The 21381-nt window shown below is 71.1% G+C and carries 18 protein-coding genes and 2 tRNA genes; 3 read left to right on the top strand and 17 right to left on the bottom strand.

What is annotated here, in order from left to right:
* Positions 1-149: 149 nt before the first annotated feature.
* From clpX to ABZ464_RS50650, 5 genes are all read right to left on the bottom strand, one after another.
* On the bottom strand, positions 150-1439 hold the full coding sequence (clpX, locus tag ABZ464_RS50670; protein WP_359289534.1) for an ATP-dependent Clp protease ATP-binding subunit ClpX: 1290 nt from the start codon (positions 1437-1439) through the stop codon (positions 150-152).
* A 180-nt stretch (positions 1440-1619) separates the two neighbouring features.
* Positions 1620-2300 (bottom strand): ATP-dependent Clp protease proteolytic subunit, encoded by a 681-nt coding sequence (locus tag ABZ464_RS50665; protein ID WP_359005208.1) that lies wholly within the window; start codon positions 2298-2300, stop codon positions 1620-1622.
* 910 nt (positions 2301-3210) lie between these two features.
* A complete protein-coding gene (locus ABZ464_RS50660; RefSeq protein ID WP_359289537.1) occupies positions 3211-3819 on the bottom strand; it encodes an ATP-dependent Clp protease proteolytic subunit in 609 nt (202 codons plus the stop codon).
* Positions 3820-4062: 243 nt separating this feature from the next.
* A complete protein-coding gene (gene tig / locus ABZ464_RS50655) occupies positions 4063-5478 on the bottom strand; it encodes a trigger factor (protein ID WP_359289532.1) in 1416 nt (471 codons plus the stop codon).
* 214 nt (positions 5479-5692) lie between these two features.
* Positions 5693-5769: transfer RNA gene (locus ABZ464_RS50650), tRNA-Pro, on the bottom strand.
* A gap of 166 nt (positions 5770-5935) precedes the next feature.
* Here ABZ464_RS50650 and ABZ464_RS50645 point away from each other — a divergent pair.
* Together ABZ464_RS50645 and ABZ464_RS50640 are read left to right on the top strand one after the other, a co-directional pair.
* Positions 5936-6006, top strand: a tRNA-Gly gene (locus ABZ464_RS50645).
* A gap of 112 nt (positions 6007-6118) precedes the next feature.
* On the top strand, positions 6119-6337 hold the full coding sequence (locus ABZ464_RS50640; protein WP_359289530.1) for a hypothetical protein: 219 nt from the start codon (positions 6119-6121) through the stop codon (positions 6335-6337).
* A gap of 12 nt (positions 6338-6349) precedes the next feature.
* On the opposite strand, the gene ABZ464_RS50635 is transcribed toward ABZ464_RS50640, so the two are convergent.
* Entirely contained in the window at positions 6350-6544 is a 195-nt protein-coding gene (locus ABZ464_RS50635; protein ID WP_107443943.1) for a hypothetical protein, read from the bottom strand.
* A 375-nt stretch (positions 6545-6919) separates the two neighbouring features.
* Here ABZ464_RS50635 and ABZ464_RS50630 point away from each other — a divergent pair, with 375 nt between their 5' ends.
* Positions 6920-8074, top strand: a complete 1155-nt coding sequence (locus ABZ464_RS50630; protein WP_359289527.1) for an acyltransferase family protein — start codon at positions 6920-6922, stop codon at positions 8072-8074.
* Positions 8075-8170: 96 nt separating this feature from the next.
* Here the strand turns inward: ABZ464_RS50630 and ABZ464_RS50625 are convergent, their stop codons facing one another.
* From ABZ464_RS50625 to ABZ464_RS50575, 11 genes are all read right to left on the bottom strand, one after another.
* A complete protein-coding gene (locus ABZ464_RS50625) occupies positions 8171-9592 on the bottom strand; it encodes a DUF6177 family protein (RefSeq protein WP_359289525.1) in 1422 nt (473 codons plus the stop codon).
* Positions 9593-9635: 43 nt separating this feature from the next.
* Positions 9636-13613 carry a type VII secretion protein EccCa gene (eccCa, locus tag ABZ464_RS50620; protein ID WP_359289523.1) on the bottom strand — a complete coding sequence of 1326 codons (3978 nt, stop codon included), beginning with the start codon at positions 13611-13613 and terminating at the stop codon, positions 9636-9638.
* Between the two features lie 100 nt (positions 13614-13713).
* Positions 13714-14985 (bottom strand): MinD/ParA family protein, encoded by a 1272-nt coding sequence (locus ABZ464_RS50615; RefSeq protein WP_359289521.1) that lies wholly within the window; start codon positions 14983-14985, stop codon positions 13714-13716.
* Positions 14986-15004: 19 nt separating this feature from the next.
* Positions 15005-16360 (bottom strand): type VII secretion integral membrane protein EccD, encoded by a 1356-nt coding sequence (gene eccD / locus ABZ464_RS50610; protein WP_359289519.1) that lies wholly within the window; start codon positions 16358-16360, stop codon positions 15005-15007.
* 87 nt (positions 16361-16447) lie between these two features.
* A complete protein-coding gene (locus ABZ464_RS50605; protein WP_359289517.1) occupies positions 16448-16795 on the bottom strand; it encodes a hypothetical protein in 348 nt (115 codons plus the stop codon).
* Positions 16796-16832: 37 nt separating this feature from the next.
* Positions 16833-17276, bottom strand: a complete 444-nt coding sequence (locus ABZ464_RS50600; RefSeq protein WP_359289536.1) for an HD domain-containing protein — start codon at positions 17274-17276, stop codon at positions 16833-16835.
* A gap of 147 nt (positions 17277-17423) precedes the next feature.
* On the bottom strand, positions 17424-18005 hold the full coding sequence (locus ABZ464_RS50595; protein ID WP_359289515.1) for a hypothetical protein: 582 nt from the start codon (positions 18003-18005) through the stop codon (positions 17424-17426).
* On the bottom strand, positions 18002-18790 hold the full coding sequence (locus ABZ464_RS50590) for a DUF6508 domain-containing protein (protein ID WP_359289514.1): 789 nt from the start codon (positions 18788-18790) through the stop codon (positions 18002-18004). Before ABZ464_RS50590 ends, ABZ464_RS50595 begins: the two co-directional genes overlap by 4 nt.
* Positions 18783-19184, bottom strand: coding sequence for a hypothetical protein (locus ABZ464_RS50585; protein ID WP_359005175.1), 402 nt, complete (start codon positions 19182-19184; stop codon positions 18783-18785). Before ABZ464_RS50585 ends, ABZ464_RS50590 begins: the two co-directional genes overlap by 8 nt.
* Complete coding sequence (locus tag ABZ464_RS50580) at positions 19177-19578, bottom strand: hypothetical protein (protein WP_359005172.1); 402 nt, start codon at positions 19576-19578, stop codon at positions 19177-19179. Before ABZ464_RS50580 ends, ABZ464_RS50585 begins: the two co-directional genes overlap by 8 nt.
* 57 nt (positions 19579-19635) lie before the next feature.
* A partial coding sequence (locus tag ABZ464_RS50575; protein ID WP_359289512.1) for an ADP-ribosyltransferase occupies positions 19636-21381 on the bottom strand: 1746 nt, incomplete at its 5' end.

Raw genomic sequence — 21381 nt, 5'->3', positions numbered from 1 at the left:
CCAGCACGTGGGCGTGTCCGCCGCCTTCCCCATGAAGCGCCGGGCCGAACTGATCGAGGAGCTGGAGCCGTCGCGGATGGCGGACCCCGCCGGGCCCCGGTCGGTCGACCGGGGCCCCCGCGCATGTCCTGCCATGTCCTGCCTGCGCCTTACGCCGTCTTCTGCTCGCCCGGTCCCCGGCCGCCGCGCTGCTCACGCGGGATCAGGGTCGGGTTGACGTTGGAGCGGACGACGTCGGCCGTGATGACCACGCGGGCCACGTCCTTGCGGGACGGGACCTCGTACATCACCGACATCAGGACCTCCTCCATGATGGCGCGCAGACCGCGGGCGCCGGTCTGGCGGAGGATGGCCTGGTCGGCGATGGCCTCCAGCGCCTCGCGCTCGAAGTCCAGCTCCACGCCGTCGAGTTCGAACAGCCGCTCGTACTGCTTGACCAGCGCGTTGCGCGGCTCGATCAGGATCTGGAGCAGGGCCTCGCGGTCGAGGTTGTGGACGCTGGTGATGACGGGGAGCCGACCGATGAACTCCGGGATCATGCCGAACTTGACCAGGTCCTCGGGCATGACGTCCTCGAACTGGTCCTTCGCCTCGAGCTCCCGCTTGGAGCGGATCGTCGCGCCGAAGCCGATGCCCTTGGCGCCGGCCCGGGACTCGATGATCTTCTCCAGGCCCGCGAAGGCGCCGCCCACGATGAACAGCACGTTCGTCGTGTCGATCTGGATGAACTCCTGGTGCGGGTGCTTGCGTCCGCCCTGCGGCGGGACGGAGGCCGTGGTGCCCTCCAGGATCTTCAGCAGCGCCTGCTGCACACCCTCGCCGCTCACGTCGCGCGTGATGGAGGGGTTTTCGCTCTTCCGGGCGACCTTGTCGATCTCATCGATGTAGATGATCCCGGTCTCGGCCTTCTTGACGTCGTAGTCGGCGGCCTGGATGAGCTTGAGGAGGATGTTCTCGACGTCCTCGCCGACGTACCCCGCCTCGGTCAGCGCCGTGGCGTCGGCGATGGCGAACGGGACGTTCAGCATGCGGGCGAGGGTCTGTGCGAGGAGGGTCTTGCCCGAGCCCGTGGGGCCGAGCAGAAGGATGTTGGACTTCGCCAACTCGATGGCGTCGTCGCGGCCCTGGGCTCCGCCGTTCTCACCGGCCTGGACCCGCTTGTAGTGGTTGTACACCGCGACCGAGAGGGCCTTCTTCGCGGCCTCCTGGCCGACGACGTACCCCTCCAGGAACTCGTAGATCTCGCGGGGCTTGGGGAGTTCCTCCCAGCGCACCTCGCTCGTCTCGGCGAGTTCCTCCTCGATGATCTCGTTGCAGAGATCGATGCACTCGTCGCAGATGTACACACCGGGCCCTGCGATGAGCTTCTTGACCTGCTTCTGGCTCTTGCCGCAGAACGAGCACTTGAGCAGATCGCCGCCGTCACCGATGCGTGCCACGGTGTGCTTCCCCTTCGCCTGGGAGACGCCTGGACACTTTCGAATCCAGCGGCTCCTGGTGCTGCCTTATTCCGACGGTACCTTGCCGGGACCCCCGTTCGGGCCCCCCTTGGCACGGTTCGCTTCCGCGTGGACCGTGTCACACCGCGCCAAGGGGTACGGACGAGAGCGCCCAGTGCGTCAACGCAGAGTGCTGTTGTTCATCTTCCGGGTGGAGATGATCTGGTCGATCAGGCCGTACGACAGGGCGTCCTCGGCCGTGAGGATCTTGTCGCGCTCGATGTCCTCGCGGATCTTCTCGATCGGCGTGGTCGAGTGCTTGGCCAGCATCTCCTCCAGCTGCGCGCGCATCCGGAGGATCTCGTTGGCGGCGATCTCCAGGTCGGAGACCTGACCGCGGCCGGTCTCACTGTACGGCTGGTGGATCAGCACGCGCGCGTTCGGCAGGGCCATGCGCTTGCCCGGCGTACCGGCCGCCAGCAGGATCGCGGCGGCGGAGGCGGCCTGGCCCATGCAGACCGTCTGGATGTCGGGCTTGACGAACTGCATCGTGTCGTAGATGGCCGTCAGCGCGGTGAAGGAACCGCCGGGGCTGTTGATGTAGACCGAGATGTCCCGGTCGGGGTCCATCGACTCCAGGCACAGCAGCTGCGCCATGACGTCGTTGGCGGAGGCGTCGTCGATCTGCACGCCGAGGAAGATCACGCGCTCCTCGAAGAGCTTCGCGTACGGGTCGTACTCGCGAATGCCCTGGGAGGTGCGCTCGACGAAGCGGGGGATGACGTAGCGGGACTCGGCGCGGGGGCCGGTGTACTCGGCCGCCGTGCGGGCGTAGAGGCCGCTGCCGGGGAAGTCGTTCACGGTGTCTCCTGGAGAGAGGGTGGGGCGGTGGGCTGGGAGGGGCGGGCGGGACTCTGACGGCAGGGTCCCTCTGGGTCTTCGACGGCGGCGTCCTCACGGGGCCCGGTCCGGCGGATCCGGCGGGTCCGGCGGGCTCGGCAGTCCCGACGGTCCGGCGGATCCGAAGGTCCCGACCGGTCCGGCGGGTCCGACGTCCCGACCGGTCCGGCGGGCTCGACAGTCCCGCTGGTCCGGCGGGTCCGACGTCCCGGCCGGTCCGGCGGGTCCGACGTCCCGGCCGGTCCGGCGGGTCCGACGTCCCGGCCGGTTCGGTCCCGGTCGGCTCGGCGGGCCCGGTCGGTTCCGGTCGGTTCCGATGAACTCGGCCGTTCCGGTGACCTCGGTCGGTTCCCGATCGGCTCCACGAGGGCCTCGGGGACTCCGTGGGGGCCCTGACGGGCTTCCACGGGCTCCACGGGGGCCTCGGGGCTCCGTGGCGCTCCGTGAGCCCCTGTGGGGCCGGTGAAGGGCCTTCACGGGGCTCATGGGGCCTTGCGGGACCTGCCGAGCTCTTGCGGACCTGCGGGCCCTTCTGGGGCCAGCGGGGTCCTCCGAGTCCTTCCGGGTCCGGCGGGTCCTTCCGGGCCAAGCGAGCCCATCCGGGTCCTGCCGGTCCTGCGAGCCCTCCCGGGCGGACCCTGGTGGGACGCGAGGCCTTCCAAGGGTCGTACTCCGCCGTGGGGCGGGCGGGACCCTCGGGATGCCGGGACCGGAGAGGTCCGGTGGGATCCGGTGAGGTCGGTGACACTCACAAGTGTCCAACGACCCCGGTGGGATCGTGCGAACCCCGGCGTCCCGGGTGGTCACCCGGGACTCGGTCGGGCTCGGCCGGCCGTTCCCCCGGAGGGGACCGGTGCCGTCGGTCGTGGTCCTACGCCGCCCCGGTACCGCCACCGCCCGGCATGCCCGCGGCCGTGGGGATGACGTCGTCGATGAGGCCGTACTCCTTGGCCTCGAACGCGTCGAACCAGCGGTCGCGGTCCGAGTCGCGGGTGACCTGGTCGACCGTCTGGCCGGTGTGCTGCGAGGTGAGCTCCGCCATGCGCTTCTTGGTGTGCAGCAGCCGCTCGGCGTGGATCTTGATGTCCGAGGCCGAGCCGGCCAGGCCGGCGGAGGGCTGGTGGATCAGGATCTCGGCGTTCGGCAGCGCGAAGCGCTTGCCGGGCGTACCCGCGCTGAGCAGGAACTGGCCCATCGAGGCAGCGAGGCCCATGGCGATGGTCACCACGTCGTTCTTGATGAACTGCATGGTGTCGTAGATCGCCATACCGGCCGTGATCGAGCCGCCGGGGCTGTTGATGTACAGGTAGATGTCCTTGTCCGGGTCGGCGGCAAGGAGCAGCAGCTGTGCGGTGATCTTGTTCGCGATGTCGTCGTCGACCGGCTGGCCGAGGAAGATGATCCGCTCGCCGAGCAGCCGGTTGTAGACCTGGTCGCCGAGGCCACCACCGATAGAGGGCTCGCCGGCGGCGTAGGGCATCAGATTCGTCACGTCTCCACCTGCTCGTCTTACGACGGCGCCGGGCCGTCTCACGTGTACTGCCGGGGGCAACGGGGACTCCCCTGCCCTCGTATTCATGGACCCTAACGCGCGGGTCGCGCCGGAGAATCCCGGAGAGGTGGGTGTTCGCCGGGGGCGTAGCGGCGCGTAGCCGCGCGGGTAACGGAACGGGCCCCGGAACACAGGGTTCCGGGGCCCGTCACAGCGAAGCGGCGGTGCGGATCAGGCGTCGGCCTTCTCGTCGCCCTCGGCGTCACCCTCGCCCTCGGCCTCGGCGGCGCCCTCAACGGCCTCGACCGTCTCGGTGGCGGCCTCGATCTCGTCCTCGTCGTCCAGGTCGACGATCTCGCCGTTGGTGTCCTTGACCGTGGCGGACTCGACGACCGTGGCCAGGGCCTTGCCGCGGGCGACCTCGCCGACGAGCAGCGGAACCTGGCCGCCCTCGACGACCGCCTGGGCGAACTGGTCGGGGGACATGCCGGAGGAAGCGGCGCGGCGCATGAGGTGCTCGGTGAGCTCCTCCTGGTTCACGTTCAGCTTCTCGCGCTTGACGAGCTCGTCCAGGACGAACTGGGTCTTGATGCCCTTGACCGCGGCCTCACGGGTCTCGGCGTCGAACTCCTCGGCGGTCTTGCCCTGGATCTCCAGGTACTTCGCGAGGTCGAGACCCATCTGGCCGAGCTGGTGGTGCTCCAGGTTGTGCTTGCGGGTGTTGATCTCGTCCTCGAGCAGCTTCTCGGGGACGGGCACCTCGACGAGCTCCAGGAGCTTCTCCAGGACGCGCTCCTGGGCCTGGGTGGCCTGGTCGTACTGCTTCATGTTCTCGAGGCGCTTGCGGCTGTCCGCCTTCAGCTCCTCCAGGGTGTCGAACTCGGAGGCGAGCTGCGCGAACTCGTCGTCCAGCTCGGGCAGTTCGCGGGCGGCGACCTGGGTGACCTTGACGGTGACCTCGGCCTCCTTGCCGGCCGCGGAGCCGCCCTTGAGCTCGGAGGTGAAGGTGGCCTCGCCACCGGCCTCCAGGCCCTTGACGGCGTCGTCGATGCCCTCGAGGAGCTCGCCGGAGCCGATCGTGTAGGAGACGCCCTCGGCGACGCCGTCCTCCAGGACCTCGCCGTCGACCTTGGCCTCGAGGTCCACGGTCACGACGTCGCCGTCCTCGGCGGCGCGCTCGACCGGGGAGGTGGAGGCGAAGCGCTCACGGAGCTGCTCGACCGACTTGTCGATGTCCTCCTCGGTGACCTCGACGGCGTCGACCTCGACCTCGATGGAGGAGAAGTCCTCGGGGAGCTCCAGGGCGGGGCGGACGTCGACCTCGGCGGTGAAGTTCAGCGTCTCGCCGTCCTTCAGCTCCGTGATGTCGACCTCGGGCTGGCCGAGGACGTCGATCTCCGCCTCGTTGACCGCCTCGGTGTAGAACTTCGGAAGCGCGTCGTTGACCGCCTCCTCCAGAACCGCACCGCGGCCGAACCGCTGGTCGATGACGCGCGCCGGGATCTTGCCCTTGCGGAAGCCCTTCACCGTGACCTGCTGGTTGATCTTCTTGTACGCCGCGTCGAGGCTGTCCTTGAGCTCCTCGAAGGGCACCTCGATGCTGAGCCGAACCCGAGTCGGGTTCAGGGTCTCCACGGCGCTCTTCACGGTTCGGTCTCCTTGTGGCTGACTTCTTGGGGTTCGCCGGAGCCCGACAGGCCCGGCGATTCGCCGCCCGGGAGAGTTCACCGGCCGGGGTGGGCCGGGACACACGAGCGCGCAGCTTGCATAGTAACCGCAGCGGGTGAGCCACCCAAAAGTCGATCACCGGCCAGGTGCGGGGAACGATCACGCAGGTGGACGGCGCGGACGATCGCGCAGGTGGTCGGGGTGGCGGGATTTGAACCCACGGCCTTCCGCTCCCAAAGCGGACGCGCTACCAAGCTGCGCCACACCCCGTCTGGTGCGACACGTAGGGTACATGCCCGCAGGCCGCCTGACCGTCGCTTTTGCGGAGCACGGGGAGCGGGCCGGCGCGCGCGCCGGGAAGGGATGTGCGGGCGGCGGCGTCGACCCGCTACGATGCGTGCAGTGCCGCGGTCGGCTGACCTGCGGCGCGTCGCGTGCGGGCGTAGCTCAATGGTAGAGCCCTAGTCTTCCAAACTAGCTACGCGGGTTCGATTCCCGTCGCCCGCTCTGTTCGCCGAAGGCCCGGCGGGAGGCTGGTTTCCTCCCCCGGGCCTTCTGTGCGTCCCGGGGCCACCGCTACCGTGGGGCGTACGGGCGGGGCGCACACACGGGGGCGGCGATGGTCGAGCTGGGGATTCTGTTCGGGGTCATGATCGCGCTGGCGGTCTTCCTGATCGTCAAACTGCTGCGCCGCGGGAACCGCGCCACCGAGAACGTCGACGGGCTCCTCATCGAGCAGGACCGCCGGCTGCGGGCACACCACGACCGCGCCTCCTACAACGCGATGACCATGGACGGCACCTCGCCGACACAGAGCGACAGTTACCGCCGGCCCTAGGGGTCGCCGGCCTCAGAAGCTGATCGAGTTGATGGTGTCGGCCAGCGAGTCGAGGAATCGGTTGATCGACGGCGCCATGCCGGTGGAGGCGAGGAAGAAGCCGAAGAGGACCGCGACTATGGCGGGGCCCGCCTTGATGCTCCCTCCTCTGATCAGCACCACCAGGATGATCGCCAACAGCAGCACCACTGACAGTGAAATCGCCACGACTGATCACACACCCTCGGTAGGTCCGCACTCCCGAGACCATCGTGCCACCAACACGGCCTCCCCAACCGGCCGGTGACGCATCATCGCGGTGACCGTTCGGGCACGGTTGTGCCGCACAACAATTCGACGCATGCCCGTCACGGGAATTGAGAGAGATCGTTTCGATCTCCACACACCCTGTGCGCGGGCATTTCCAATTCGAGCCGATGGCACGTCAACAACAGCTGCACAACGGATGTTATGCACCTTTTAGTGTGGATGAATCCTGACATCTCGGACAGTTGAGGAGTGGACCGGAGACAGGCGCGCGTAATTACGAGAATGACCTGGGGTGTTTTACGAATACGCACAAGCAACGCTAGGGTGCCTCAAATGTTCCACGCCGTCTCGTCTCTCGTTCAGAGCCCGCGCTCGCCCCAGAACCAGAACGACCAGCACCACCCGGCCCCGGACAGATCCACCGGGCAACCGTCGCAGCGGCCGTCGGGCCGGCGTGACGCGTTCTTCGACAACGCCAAGTACCTGGCGATCGTGCTGGTGGCCGTGGCCCACTCCTGGGAACCGCTCAAGGGCGACAGCCGGGTGCTGCAGGCGGCGTACCTCGTCGTGTACGCCTTCCACATGCCGGCGTTCATCGTCGTCTCCGGGTACTTCTCCCGGAGTTTCGACGGGAGCCCGAGCCGGGTGAAGCGGCTGGTCACCGGGGTCGTCGTACCGTATGTCGTCTTCGAGACCGGCTACTCGCTCTTCAAGCGCTACGGCGACCACAGCCCCGGCCAGGAGATCAGTCTCCTCGACCCCTACTACCTGACCTGGTTCCTGATCGCGCTGTTCATCTGGCGGCTGACCACTCCGCTGTGGAAGGCCCTGCGGTATCCGCTGCCGGTCGCGCTCGGCATCGCCGTACTGGCGTCCGTGAGCCCGGACATCGGGGACGACCTCGATCTCCAGCGGGTGCTGCAGTTCCTGCCGTTCTTCGTGCTGGGACTGTGTCTGCGGGCGGAGCACTTCCGGCTGGTGCGGCGGCGTTCCGTGCGCCTCGCCGCCGTGCCGGTGTTCGTCTTCGCGCTGGCCTTCTCCTGGTGGGCGGTGCCGCGGATGAACTCGGCGTGGTTCTACCACCGGGACTCCGCGCAGGAGCTGGGCGCTCCGTGGTGGGTCGGGCCCGTCATGCAACTCGCCCTGTTCGGGTGCTCGTTGCTGCTGACCGCCTGTTTCTTCTCCTGGGTGCCGGGGCGGACGCTGTGGTTCACCTCGCTCGGAGCCGGGACCCTGTACGGGTATCTGCTGCACGGGTTTGTCCTCAAGGGCGCGGAGTACCGGGGGTGGTTCGACCACCGCTCGCTGCATGGCCATCTCGGGGAGATCGCCGTGAGCCTTGCCATTGCCGTCGTCGTCACGCTGTTGTGCACCTCGCCCGTGCGGCGCGTGTTCCGGTTCGTGATCGAGCCTCGGATGCGGTGGGCGTTCCGGGAGGATCCCCTGCGGGTGGCGCGGGCGCGCGAGCGGGAGAAGGAGTCCGCCTGAGCAGAGGGCGGGGACTGCGCGGTGGCGACTGCGGGTGGTACGTGGTTGCTCGCGCAGTTCCCCGCGCCCCTGAAGGGCCGCTGCCCTGAGGTGGGTTCAGCCCTTCAGGTGGGTCATCAGTTCCTCGAAGTCCTTCCAGCCCGACAGGTCCGACGGGTTGCCCGGGAAGGGGTAGTAGAGGGCCGGGCGGGTCTTGGGGCCCAGTTCGCGGGGTTTTTCGCGCAGGGGGGTGCGCCTCGCCCGGTCGCCGGGCATCGTGCGGACCTCCTCCGCGCCCAGGACGAAGGCGTACGGGACTCCCGGGCCCTCGAAGCGGGGTGGGACCGCGAGGTCGCGGCGGGCCCTGCGGACCTGGACGAGCAGGGACTGGAGGTCGTGGCGGGTGGCCAGGGTCTCCGCCGCCTTCATGATCGAGGCGTCCGTGGGGACGGTCTCGCCGGGGCCGTAGCCGAAGGCGAGCGTGACGTCCTCCTCGACGCCTCCCTTGGTGCGGGAGACACGGACCGTCGCCAGGGCCGGGCGTTCCGGGGTGCCCACGACCACCAGCCAGGTCGGCTCGGGTGCGCGTTCGAACGCCACGTCCGTCACCTGGCGCAGCGACCAGGGCAGGTTGGCGGGTTCCTCGGTGCCCCAGCCGGCCGGCGGCTCGCCGGTGATCTCGCGCCAGACCGCTTCCAGGGCGCCGCCCAGGACCAGGCGGTCGTCGGCCGGGTGGACGCAGCGGAAGGAGATCGCCAGCTGGCGCTCGCCCGAGTCGGCGATCTCGTGGGTGAAGGACTCGGCGACCGGCGTGCGGGGGTCCTCCGGGGTGGCCTCGGCGGACTCGACCGTCACGAACAGGCCGTTCGCCCAGGTCAGGACCGCGCCGGACAGGCCGTCGTAGTAGCCGCACTTCTCGTCCTGCACCACCCAGCGCGAGGGCCAGCCGGGCAGGGCGCTGCGGACCGTCGGGGAGAGGCGGGTGCCCGCGGGGGTGACGATCTGAAGGCCCAGTTCGGCTTCGGCCGCCGCGCGGAAGGTGTGCGCGAGCCAGGCCGTCATCGCCACCACCGGGCGGTCCTGGATGACCACGGCGACCTTGTCGGTGAGCACGTCGACGGCGGGCTGCGCGGCGGCCGGCACGGGGACGGCGGTCATGCCCTCGGTGTTCACCACGGCCAGGGAGGTCGCGGCCTCGCGGGGCCAGGCCGTGCCGCCGACCAGGGTGGCGACCCGGGCGGCGAAGGTGCCGACCAGTGCCTCGGCCTCGCGTACCCCCGTGGTGGCGCGGGCCTCGGTCCACCAGTACGGGATCTCCGGTTCGTCGGCGCCGAGGAGTCGGTGGGCCTCTCCCCGTACCTGGACGAGCAGGGGGGCCTCGACCGAGAGCAGGGGGCGGCCCCGGTCGTCGTGCAGGCGGACCAGCGCGCCGTCCTCGTCCGCGCCGACCAGGGTGTCGGGGCCGCCCGAGAGCAGGCCGGCGATCACGCTGAGCGGGTCGGGCATCTTCTTCGTCAGCGCGACGACGTCCTTCGTCATCGGTTCTCCCCCTCGGCCCCGCGGTCGTTCGTCATGGGTCTCTCTACCTCGTCCCCGCGTAGACGGTCTGGATCAGTCGGTTCGGCTCGCCCCTGCGGACCAGCACACCGCGGCCGGGCGGCTGCTGGGAGGCGTAGACACCGGTGAAGAGCTGGCCCTCGCTGCGGTCGCCGGACATCACCAGCGCGGCCGCGCCGGACTCGCGCAGGCCCATCAGCAGCGGCTCGTACAGGCCCCGGGAGGCGCCCGCGACCCGCCGGGTGAGGACGAAGTGCAGGCCGATGTCCTGCGCGGAGGGGATGTACGGGAGGAAGGGGGCGAGGGGTTGCTGGCCGGCGGTGGTGAGGACGTCGTAGTCGTCGACGAGGATCACGATCCGCGGGCCCGAGAAGCTGCCGGGCTCCAGGTCCGAGGCGTCCGTGCTCTCGTCGGGCAGTCGCTTGTCGAGTTCGGTGGCGATGCCCGCGGCGAGGCCGGCGGCGAGCTTGGCGTTGTAGGCGTAGCCGCCCCGGTACTCCTCCGGGATCGCGCCGCGCAGACCGCGCCGCGGGTCCATGACGCCGAAGACCAGCTCGTCGTCGCCGTAGCGCTCGATCAGGCCCTGGGCGATCACCTTGAGCAGGTTGGTCTTGCCGCACTCGCTGTCGCCCATGATCAGCAGGTGCTGGTCGTGGTGGAACAGGTCGAGCAGGACCGGCGCCAGGTGGGTCTGGTCGAGGGCGACGGCGACCCGGCGGGGTTCGGCGGAGGGGCCGGGCAGCATGTGCGGTTCGAGGACGTGCGGGAGGACCCGGACGGGCTGGGCGACCTCGCCGGTCCAGGTGGCGCGGATCGTGCGGGCGGCGCGCTCCAGGACCGCGCCGAGGTCGGCGGTGTCGGCCAGGCCGTCGGTGCGGGGCAGCGCGACCTGCGCGAACAGCTTGCCGTCGGTGAGGACCCGGCCCTTCTCCTCGGGCGAGAGGGTCTGGGCGAGTTTGCGTTCGATGCTGGACTCGCTGGGGTCGTTCAGGCGCAGCTCGACCCGGGTGCCGAACTGGGACTGGGTCGCGATGCGGACGTCGTTCCAGCGGAGCATGCCCGCGACGACGTGGATGCCGTAGCCGCCGCCGCGCTTGAGGATGTCGACGACCGCGTCGTCCAGTTCCTCGAAGTCGTCGCGCAGGGCGCCGAAGCCGTCGATGAGCAGCACGATCTCGGTGGAGGCCGGCTCGGGGAGGCGGCCCGCCGCGCGCAGGGTGCGCAGCTGTTCGAGCGAGTCGATGTTGTGGACGCGGAAGAGTTCCTCGCGCTGGTCGAGCATGCCGCGCACGGAGTCGATGGTGCGGGCGGCGCGTTCGCGGTCGGCGCGGCCCGCGACCCCGCCGACGTGCGGGAGTCCGGCGAGCGCCTGGAGGCCGCCGCCGACCAGGTCGAGGCCGTAGATCCCGACTTCCTGCGGGGTGTGGGTGAGCGCCAGCGAGAGGGCGAGGGTGCGCAGCAGGGTGGTCTTGCCGGACTGCGGACCACCGATGACCGCCGCGTGGCCGCCCGCCATCGTGAGGTCGAGGTACCACTGGCCCTGCCACTGCTTGGTGGGGTCGTCGAGGACGCCCAGCGGCACCTGGAGCGGGCCGCGCCGCTTGGCGAGCTGGGTGCCGCGCGGGCCGACCTCGAGGGGTCCCGCCACCTTGTCGAGGGCGATCGCGTCGGGCAGCGGGGGCAGCCAGATCTGGCGTACGGGGCGGGCGCCGGCGCCCTCGATCTGCTGGACCATGACGCCCATCTCGGTGGGCCCGGTCTCGCGGCGCCGCATCTGCGGCTCCTGCGGGGCGGCGCCCTCCTCCTGGCCGAGGGTGTTGTACGCCTCGTACTCCAGGGCGAGCGGTCCGGTGTCCTCCTGCTCGCGGCGCACCGGGCCGCTGTAGGCGCCGGAGACATAGCCGGCCTTGAAGCGCTCGTAGTGGCTGGTGTCGACCTTGAGGTAGCCGAAGCCGGGCAGTGGCGGGAGGTGGAAGGCGTCGGTGGTGTCGAGGACCGTGCGGGACTCGTCGGCGGAGAAGGTGCGCAGGCCGAGCCGGTACGACAGATAGGTGTCGAGGCCCTTCAGCTTGCCGCCCTCGATGCGCTGGCTGGACAGCAGCAGGTGGACGCCGATGGAGCGGCCGATGCGGCCGATGGACAGGAACAGGTCGATGAAGTCGGGCTTGGCGGTGAGGAGTTCGCCGAACTCGTCGATGACGACGAAGAGGTGCGGCAGCGGGTCGAGGTCGGGGCGCTTCTCGGCGCGCAGGGCGGCGTAGTGGCCGATGTCGGCGACGTTCCCGGCGTCCTTGAGGACCTGCTGGCGGCGCTTGACCTCGCCGGCCAGGGAGGCGTGGACGCGTTCGACGAGACCGGCCTGGTTCTCCAGGTTGGTGATGACGCCGGCCACGTGCGGAAGTTCGGCGAAGGGGGCGAAGGTGGCGCCGCCCTTGTAGTCGACGAGGACCATGGCGAGGTCCTCCGGCGGGTGGGTGGCGACCAGGGCGAGGACCAGGGTGCGCAGCAGTTCGGACTTGCCGGAGCCGGTGGCGCCGACGCACAGGCCGTGCGGGCCCATGCCCAGCTCGGAGGACTCCTTGAGGTCGAGCAGCACGGCCTCGTGGGAGTCGCTGACGCCGATGGGCACGCGCAGGAAGGCGCGTTCGCCGCGCGGCGCCCACAGCCGGGTGAGGTCGAGGTCGGCCACGTCCTCGATGCCGAGGAGTTCGGCGAAGTCGACGGGGCCGGAGAGCGGGGCGTCGGCGGCCATCGAGTCGGCGGACAGCCTGAGCGGCGCGAGCATCCGGGCGAAGCCCTCGGCGAAGGGCACGCCGATCTCGTCGACCGTGCCGTGGGCGCCGATCGGCTCCTCCTCGCGCAGGTCCTCGATGGCGATCCGCTCGCCGTCGACGGTGATGCGCACACCGACGCTGCCCGGTTCCTGCACGCGTTCGTCGAGCAGGTGCAGGAGGGTGACGCCCATCTCCCGCAGCCCGACGGCGTCGTCGGGCCGGGGCAGGTCGACGGCGTCGTCGCCGTGCGCGTCGGCGACGACGAGCAGCCGGGAGGTCATGCCGAGGGCGTCCTTGCCGGACAGACCGCGGCGCACCTCGGCCGCGAAGGAGGCGCGGCGGCGCAGCTCGGGGCCGATCTGCCGGGCCAGTTGGGGCACGGAGGGCGCGATCCGGCGGGCGGCGACGGGGCCGTCGTACTGCTCGGAGTCGAGCAGATGGGGCAGCCACTTCGCCCATTCCCAGTCGGCGATCCGGTCACCGGGCGCGGCGAGCGCGAACGCCACGTCGTCGGGGGCGTGGGTGGCGGCGGCCTGGACGAGCAGCGCGCGGGCGACCCGCAGGGTGTCCTCGCGGGCGCCGATGACACTGATGTTGCCGACGCGGTCCAGCGGCACGGTGAGCGGCAGGTCGGTGCCGGTGCGGAAGCGGGACATCAGCGCGGACGCCTCGTTCAGCATGAACTGGTCCGGCGGGGTCAGCACCGACGAGCCCTGCTGACCGACCTTCAGGTCCCGGACCGGCATCTCGCCGGTGCCGACCCGCACCCGCAGGAAGTCGCCGTCGACCCGGCGGCGCTCCCACAGCCGCGCCGGGTCGCGGACGATGTCGTACAGCGCGTCCGGCGGCGGGTTGAGCACCTGGGCGGTCTCGGCGCGCTCCCGCTCCTCCTTGGAGAGCTCCTCGCGCAGGTCCTCCAGATAGGCGAGGTATGCCTCGCGCTGGGTGCGGCGGGTGCGCTGGGCCTTGCCGCGCTGGGAGAAGACCAGGGTGAGGGAGCCGACGAGGGTGACGACGAGGATGATCGCGCCGAGCCCGGCGAACTGACTGTTGCGCACGACCGTCATCATCACGACGGAGGACATCACGCCGGCGACGGGCAGCAGCGAGGTGGCGATGGAACCCGCCTTGCCCTCGGGCAGGTTGGGCGGGGCCTCTATGGTGCGCGGCTCGGAGGCGGCCGGCGGGCGGGTGGTGCGCGCCGGGCGGTGGATCAGTCGGGTACTCATCGTCTGTCCTTAGGGGTTCCCTGCGAGGGGGCCTTTCGAGCGGGTTCGAGAATCTGCGGGACCTTCGGGATCTTCGCGAGGATCAACATCTTCGCGAGGATCAACGGCGCTTCTGGGACAGTTCGAAGACCTCGGCGGCCAGCCGGGTGGCGGCCTGCCGGGTCGGGCGGGCGAGCAGATCGGTGCGCAGGGCGCCGCCGGCCGCGAGATGGCGGTCGTACGGCAGGACGCGGACGCTGGCCCCGGTCGCCTTGAGCTGCTCGGCGGCCTTGTCCAGGTCGAGGCCGGGGTGCGGGGCCGTCTCGGTGAGGACGACGACGGTCGTGGTGGTGATGTCCCGGGGCAGTCCGCGCATCCACTCCAGCACCGAGCGGGTGCTGGCGACGCCCTCCAGGGTGGCGGGCGCGGTGAGCACCCGGGCCTGCGCGGCGGACAGCGCGGTACGGGCCACCTCGGCGGGCAGTGTCTCGCAGTCGACGACGGTCACCCCGAAGTAGCGGCGCAGCGACACCATGACCCGCTCGTAGCCCCGGGTGTCGAGCATCGCGCCGACCTGCCCCTGGCTGCCGGGCAGCAGCCAGGCGTTCTCCGGGAGCTGGACGAGGTAGCCGGTGATGTCGAGCAGCGACATCTGCGGTTCGACGAGGGCGGCGAGATCGCCGGTGGTCCAGCGCAGACTCTCGGCGCCGAGCCTGAGCGGCAGCGAGCCGAGCGCCGGGTCCGCCTCGACCAGCAGGACCGGGTCCTGGCGGTAGTGGGCGTAGGTCGCGCCGAGCAGGGCGGCGACGGTGGTCTTGCCCGAGCCGCCGCGGATGGAGGTCACGGCGATCTGCCGGCCGGTGGTGACCGGCCGCTGGAGGATCTCGGCGGTCGCGGTGGTCTCGGCGACCTCGCGCGCGGCGGAGGACGACACGGTACGGCGTACGGCGCGCAGGGCGCGGGCGGTGAAGGGCTCACCGTGCCGCGGCTTGAGCCCGACGGCGGCGAGCCTCTTGTCGACGACGGGGCGGGTGTCGGGGGCGGCACGGCGGGGGCTCTGCTGCGGGGCGGCCTGCGGGGGGTGTTCGGCGTACGGCTGTTGCTGTTGCTGTTGCTGTTGCTCGGCGTACGGCTGCGGCTGCTGTTGTTGTTGCTGCTGCTGCTGCTGCTGCTCGGCGTACGGCTGCTGGGGATAGCCGTACGCCGGGTTCTCGGCCTGGTGCGGATAGCCGTATCCGGCCGGAGGCTGCCCCTGGGGGTTCTGGGACTGCTGGGCAGGCACGCCCGGCTGTTGAGCCTGCTGGGGCTGCTGGGGCTGCTGGGGCTGCTGAGGTGCCGCGCCGCCCCTCAGGTCGCGCAGCACGTCGTTCTGCCAGTTCTCACCGCTCGGCATGTCGCCCTTCTCCCAGACCTCAGAACTTGTCGAGCAGTTGCCCGTAGATGCCGAACACGCCGACGGCCAGCGGGAACAGCCCGATCACCCCGACGGACTCGACGAGATCGGCCAGCCGCCGCAGCCGGATCCGGACGTGCTCGGGCGGTTCGATCGCGAGGACCAGCAGCGGCAGCAGCGCGGCGGCCCCCAGCAGGGCCAGCGCACCGGCGCCGCCGGCGTGGTCCAGCCACAGCACGGCGAGCCGTACGACGAGCACGGCCGCCGCCCCGAACAGCGCCACCACCTCGACGACCAGCGGGAAGGCACGGGCCCGGGACAGCAGCACCACGGCGGTGAGCGAGGCCAGGGTCACCGTCCACGTGGTCGGCCGGTCGGCGGTGGTCAGCAGCCAGCCGCCGCCGGCGGCCGAGGCGGCGGTGACCACGGTGGCCAGGGCAAGCCCTCGATGCGTGGCGGCGAGCGCGTTGGAGACCTGGTGCCGGCTCACCGACACCCCGGTGGACCGCTTGTCGTCCAGGCCGGTGAGCCCGGAGGCCATCAGCGCGAGCCGCGGCAGCAGCCCGAGCAGCACCACCGAGAACACCGTCATCACGGCACCGAGCCGGTCCGGACGGTCCTGTACGGCCGCGACGGCCTCCCACACGGCGGCCATGGCGACGGCCGCCCCGGCCCCGATGAGCCCGCCCCGGCCGAGGGGCGAGAAGTAGGCGAGCAGCACCAGGCTGAGCACGGCCGCGGCGACGACACCGGCGAGACGGGCCTCACCGGACCAGTCGTAGGCGTCGGCCGCGGTCCACGCGGTGAGCAGACCGAGTCCGCCGGAGGCGGCCAGCAGCGCGGTGGCGAGTCCGAGGTTGCCCTCACCGATCTTCGCGACGACCGCGCCGGCCAGCAGGAACACCACGGTGGCGACGGCGAGCGCGGTGGCGACGGACTCCGGCGCGAACTCGCCGCGGGCCAGTACGGCGGCGGCCACGGCGAAGACGACGGTGGCGACCCCGGCGCTGATCCGGCGGGCGGCCGGACGCCAGCGCCAGGCGTGCAGATCGAGGTCGTCGGCGACGAGGTCGGTCACGTCGTGCACGACGGGCGCGGGCGGCGCGGCGTGCGCGCGCACCAGCTGGAGCACGGCGCCGTCGGCGACCTGGGCCGAGGACAGCGTGGCGTCGTTCGGCAGGACCGAGCCGTCGGAGGTGACCAGTTGGCGGGTGGTCGGCCGGGAGGCGACCCGGTCGTCGAGCAACCGCAGTATGTCGGGGAGCAGTTGGCCGATGGGCGTGTCCGAAGGAAGAACGAGGTCGGCGCGCCGCCGTTCACCGATCAGGGTGATACGGCTGAGCTGGGTTCGAGACGTCGTCGCAGTGCTCACCACTCACCGGAACCTATCATCGCGTCTTTCCGGCCAACGGGCCGATTTACCGTGCACCGGTCACCCATGCTCGTCCTCTGCTCGTCCTCTTCACTGCTTCTCCCCACTCGCGCCGGCGGACGGGCCGCTGCCGGCCGGGCTGCCGCTCGCGGGGCTGCCGCTCGCGGGGCTGCTGCTCGCGGGGTCGTACACCTGCCCCTGCTGCTGTTGCTGCTTCTCCTGCTCGGCCTTCTGCTTCGCCAGGGTGGCCTGCAGGAAGGACCAGCCGACGCAGCCGGCGCAGAGCACGGCGGCGATCGCGATGCCCGCGAACACCTTGCCGAGCCGTTCGTCCAGCGTGCGTCGGCCGCGCTGGGCGCCGAACAGCAGCGCGTCGCGCATCCGGCGCCGCCGCACCGCCACCGACTCGAGCAGTTGGCTGTCGTAGTCCCGTGCCATTCGTCGTCGTCCCGTGCGTAGCTCTGGTGGTGTGCCGTCAGTCCTGCGGGGTGAGGCCGAGGTACTGCCTCATGGCGCTGTACTTCCGCTCCAGCCGCGTGCGGGTCGCCTCGTCGAGTACGGCGAGACGGTCCGGGTCGGCGTTGTGCGCGAGGTCCGCCGTCTTGACCAGCCGGGCGCCGGGCGTGGCGAGGATCCGCCGCGCGTACGCCTCGGGCGGTTCGCCCTCCCGCTTGGTCACCGCGAGGACGACGTCCTTGGTGCGCGGATCGAGGTCGGCCTCGCGCAACCACTCCTCGCTCAACGCCCGGTCCTCGACGGCGTCGTGCAGCCAGCCCGCGGCGATCAGCTCGTCACCGCCGCCCCGGGCGCGCACGCCCTCGGCGACGGCCCGCAGATGCTCGGTGTACGGCCGCCCGGCCTTGTCCGTCTGCCCGGCGTGCGCGGCACACGCGACGGCCTCGACCTCGGCGAGGCTCATCGTCACGGCACGCGCCTTCCGTCGTGCCCGTGGTGCAGCATGCAAACTCCCCCTTACTTTGCCCGTGCAACATAAGGCACGGGGGGTGGGGGCGTACACCCGGGGTACGGGTTGTTTCCCCCGGCGGCCTTCCCACGGCCGCCACCGTCACGAGCCCTGCGTCAAACCCGTCACGATCATGAACAGCACCCACAGCACCGGGACGAGCGCGACGTACGCCAACGGCCGCCGGTGCACGGGGACACCGGGGTCGACCTGGGGCCCGTGCTGCCCCGGCGCCGGGGGCTGGAGCTTCTTCACCTTGCGCGCGACGACGAGGTTGTGGAGGACCGTGAACGGCGTGAACAGGAACAGCGAGAACGGACTCCACCACCCCTGCCACAGGGTCCGCGTCGTCAACTCCCGGTACACCGCGACCCCGCAGGTCGCACACATCATCCCGGTCTGCCGCGCGAACGTCATGAGGACCAGGATCCCTCGGTGGGCCCGGAAGGTGACGTGGACGGCGGGGGCGCCGGCGCAGAACATGCAGGCGGGGACGGGGGGCTGGGGGTGCCCCGGGTACGCGGCGTACCCCGGATACCCCTGCTGCGCCGGATACCCGTACGGCCCGGCCTGCTGCGGCACACCGGCCGCCTGCGGGTAACCGTGGGGCTGCGCGGCGGTGTTGGGGACGGCCTGCGGGGGGACGGGGGTGGCGTAGGGGTTGCCGTGGGGCGGGGTGGTCATGGGGTGGGGGTTCTCCGTGGATCAGGTGGGGTGGGAAGGGTTCGTCGTACGTGCCAGGCGCGAAGCGACGCTCCGATGGCGTCCAGCAGGCCGTCCTTCGCCGCATCGGCGATCATGCCCTCGCTGATGCGCTCGCCGACCAGCACCGTGGTGGCGGCACGGACGGCGTCCGCCGGGGCGAGCCTGCTGTCCGGTGCGGGCGTGGGCAGAGGTGCCTCCGTATAGCGGTACTCGGGCGTGACGGCGCCGACGGCGTGCAGCGCCGCGCAGACCCGCATCAGCGCCTCGCTGTAGCGCGGATACGCCACGTGGATGATCCCGTTCGGCTGCTTGCCCCCGCCGACCCACTCGATATGCCGGTCCTCGTCGGTGAGCGCGTCGAAGGCCTCGGCCAGCTCACGCCAGGTGTCGCTGTCGGCGCCGCGGAGCTGCGCCAGCAGTCGGTGGTCGTCGGCCTCGGTGACGGTGCGGGCGACTGCCTCGACCACCTCCTTCGAGGAGGCTCCGACGACCGCCCCGGCGCCCTTCGCCCGGGCGAGCCCGGCCACCACGACGACCGGCGCGGCCTCCCGCTGCCCGGCCTGGAACACCTCGTGCGCCCACTTCCCCTCCAGCTCCCGCACCCGGGAACTACGCGCGGCACGGCGCGCCCAGCCGACCTCGGAGGCGATGTGATCACCCCAGACGTACCCGACGATCTCTCCGTCGTCGGCGGTGACGGGGAAGTACCAGACGGGGTGCCGGGGGTCGGGGAGGGGGGTGGGGACCGGTTGCTCGTTACTCACTCGCAGCCAGGTTCTCGACCACGTCGGCGTTGGGTGCGTCGGCCAGGGAACCCGGCAGAGCACGCCCCTTGTTGCCCTCCGGGCCGGCCAGCAGCTCATCGAGGGCCTGGGACGGCAGAAGCCCTCGCTCCTTGGCCTCCTCCAGCCTGGCGTGCCAGATGCCGCCCTCGGCGTACGCCCGGGGTCCGGCGGCGTGCCGCGGCTCCCAGGCGGCGGCGTCGTCCTCGTCGCTCGCCCACACGTATCCGAGGACCGCGCCGCCCTCCTTGTCGGCCACCGTCAGGTACCGCACCGGCTTGTCGGTCCGCGTCCGGTACCTCGCCGGCCCCGGCGCCACGAGGTCGAAGTGCACATCCTCGTCGAAGCGCGGGTTGACCGGCGCGGGGTCAACCACCGGCGACCTGGTTCTTGAGGGCGGCGAGGGACGGGGCCGTGGTGAGCGAGTCCCGTACGACATGGCTGTACTCGCTGTCCTTGGCGCCTCGCGCCAGCTCCGCGAGCAGGGCCGTCGGCGCGAGCTCCCGCGCCTTGCCGTCGCGCAGGGTCCGCAGCCACGGCCCACCGGCGTTGACGGCGTTGGCCGAGAGACCCGGCGGCACCACCCAGCCGGCGGCACCGTCCTCGTCGTTCGCCCACAGGTACCCGATGACCGTACCGGTCCGGTCGGCGACGGCCAGATGAGCCACCGGTCCCTCGGTCGTACGGCTGTACTTCGCGGGGCCACCCACGCGCCGCATCTGAAGGTCTTCCGCGAAACGCGGGTTGACCGGCGGCTGTTCGCTACTCATGATGTCCACATTTCTGTACGTCTGCCCATACGGCCGCCGACCGAGCGGAGCCGTTCGCTACGGCTTGGGCAGAACCTCCCCGTATGCGTGCCATTTGCCCGCTGAATCCTGGAAGACACGCGACACCCTGTACTGCGCACCACGAGCGAGCAGCAGTTCCCGCTCCCCCTTGTTCACGGAGATGTGGTCGACCCAGAGGGCGGGGGTGCCCTTCGGCACCCTCCAGTGCATGATCACCGGCTTGTAGTCGAAGGCCGCGTCCTTGCCGAGCGACGTGGAAGTGTATCCGTCCTCGGTGAAGATCTCGCCCTGCATGTCGAGCGGCGAGTCCAGATCGAGGTGATCGATGGCGGTGCCGCGCACGATCATGATGTCCTCGGGCACGGGGTGGGCGCCCATGACCCGGTCCATGTCGTCCCGCACGGCCGCGATCTGGGGATCCAGGGGCCGGTCGGGGTGCAGGGCGAATTCCCTCAGCTGGCCGTTGATCTGTGTGTAGTAGTGGTCGGTGTACTTCGACAGCGCTCCCTGGGCCTTGGGGTCGAGGTTGTCCAGGAAGTCGTTCCAGTGGGCGTCGCCGTAGGCCTGGCCCGCGGCGTTGCTGGAGCTGGGCCAGGGATTCGTCCCGCCGTCCAGTTCGGCCGTCGCCACCGCGTGCCGTTCGGCGTCCGTGGAGAGGTGGTTGAACTCGTCCTCGGACATGAGCGGCTTGTACTCGAACGGCTCCCCCGCCCCCGGGTGCCCCGGCACGGTGACCGGAACGTCAGTGCCGTGGTGGGCGCCGGTGTCCAGGCCCCCGTCGCCAACGTCCACGTGGTCCCAGGCGCCCGCGTGTTCACCGGTGTGCGCGGCGTCGTCCGCATGCCCTGCTCCGTCGTGACCGGCACCGTCGTGGCCACCGCCGTGCGAGCCGTCGTGCGGGTGGGTGGCAGGGGTGTCGTGGCCGCCGGTGTGCGGGGCCGTGTCGTGCGGGGTGGTGGTCGGTACGTCGTGTGTCGCGGCGGTCGCCGGGGTGTCGTGATACCAGGCCGAAGGGGTCGTACCGGAGTGCGCGCCCGCCGGGACCGCGTCGCCCGTGCCGTGCGGGATGCCGCCGTGGATGCCGTCCGACGTGGCGTGCAGGCCGCCCGTGTACGTCCCGCTGCTCCCCGTGGAGTGCGGGGTGCCGCCGTGGATCCCGTCGCTCGTCGCATGGACGCCGCCGGTGTACGACCCCGTGCCCGCCGTGGCGTGCGGGGTACCGCCGTGGATCCCGTCGCTCGTCGCATGCGCCCCGGCGTACGCCCCGCTGTCGGCCGTATGCGCGGCGTACGACGGTGTCGCTCCCGGGGTCTGGGGCGTCCAGTGGGACGGGAGCCCGACGGGGGTCTGGTATGACGCCGGTACGGACTCGTGCGGGACCGGTGTGGTGTCGATGGTGCCGTCGGGCGAGAGGAGGTTGCCGTTCGGGTCCAGCAGACGGCCGTCGGGAAGGTGGACCGAGCCGTCCGGCAGCGTGGGCATGTCGATCTTGCCGATTCCCTTGAGCCCCTTGGCGATGTCGCCGATCTTCGACAACCCCGCACCCGCGCCCTTGGCGATGTACGTCATCGGGTCGATGACCTTGCCCGCCTTGCCGGCGATCGACAGCGCCTTCGCCACCGCGCCCGCCTTGCCCGCCCCGGCCGCCGCGCCCCCCGCGCCACCCGTGAAGACCGTGGTCAGGACGTTGAAGGTGACCGCACCGGCCGCACGGCCGGGGTTCTTGCCCCACTCGTCCCACGCCACCAGCGCCTTGCCGGTCTCCTTCATCGCGGTGCGCGA

Origin of the sequence: Streptomyces sp. NPDC005820, assembly GCF_040630255.1 — a bacterium.
In the GTDB taxonomy this organism is placed as follows: domain Bacteria; phylum Actinomycetota; class Actinomycetes; order Streptomycetales; family Streptomycetaceae; genus Streptomyces.
Note: the sequence above shows the minus strand (reverse complement) of the source record. Positions and strands in the feature narration are given on the sequence as shown.

Excerpts from the sequence above, each read along its gene's own strand:
- ABZ464_RS50580 (WP_359005172.1), bottom strand. The coding sequence starts at position 19,578 with ATGAGTAGCGAACAGCCGCCGGTCAACCCGCGTTTCGCGGAAGACCTT.
- eccCa (WP_359289523.1), bottom strand. The coding sequence starts at position 13,613 with ATGAGTACCCGACTGATCCACCGCCCGGCGCGCACCACCCGCCCGCCG.
- ABZ464_RS50600 (WP_359289536.1), bottom strand. The coding sequence starts at position 17,276 with ATGAGCCTCGCCGAGGTCGAGGCCGTCGCGTGTGCCGCGCACGCCGGG.
- ABZ464_RS50640 (WP_359289530.1), top strand. The coding sequence starts at position 6,119 with ATGGTCGAGCTGGGGATTCTGTTCGGGGTCATGATCGCGCTGGCGGTC.
- ABZ464_RS50625 (WP_359289525.1), bottom strand. The coding sequence starts at position 9,592 with ATGACGAAGGACGTCGTCGCGCTGACGAAGAAGATGCCCGACCCGCTC.
- ABZ464_RS50630 (WP_359289527.1), top strand. The coding sequence starts at position 6,920 with ATGTTCCACGCCGTCTCGTCTCTCGTTCAGAGCCCGCGCTCGCCCCAG.
- ABZ464_RS50605 (WP_359289517.1), bottom strand. The coding sequence starts at position 16,795 with ATGGCACGGGACTACGACAGCCAACTGCTCGAGTCGGTGGCGGTGCGG.
- ABZ464_RS50660 (WP_359289537.1), bottom strand. The coding sequence starts at position 3,819 with ATGCCCTACGCCGCCGGCGAGCCCTCTATCGGTGGTGGCCTCGGCGAC.
- ABZ464_RS50615 (WP_359289521.1), bottom strand. The coding sequence starts at position 14,985 with ATGCCGAGCGGTGAGAACTGGCAGAACGACGTGCTGCGCGACCTGAGG.
- ABZ464_RS50595 (WP_359289515.1), bottom strand. The coding sequence starts at position 18,005 with ATGACCACCCCGCCCCACGGCAACCCCTACGCCACCCCCGTCCCCCCG.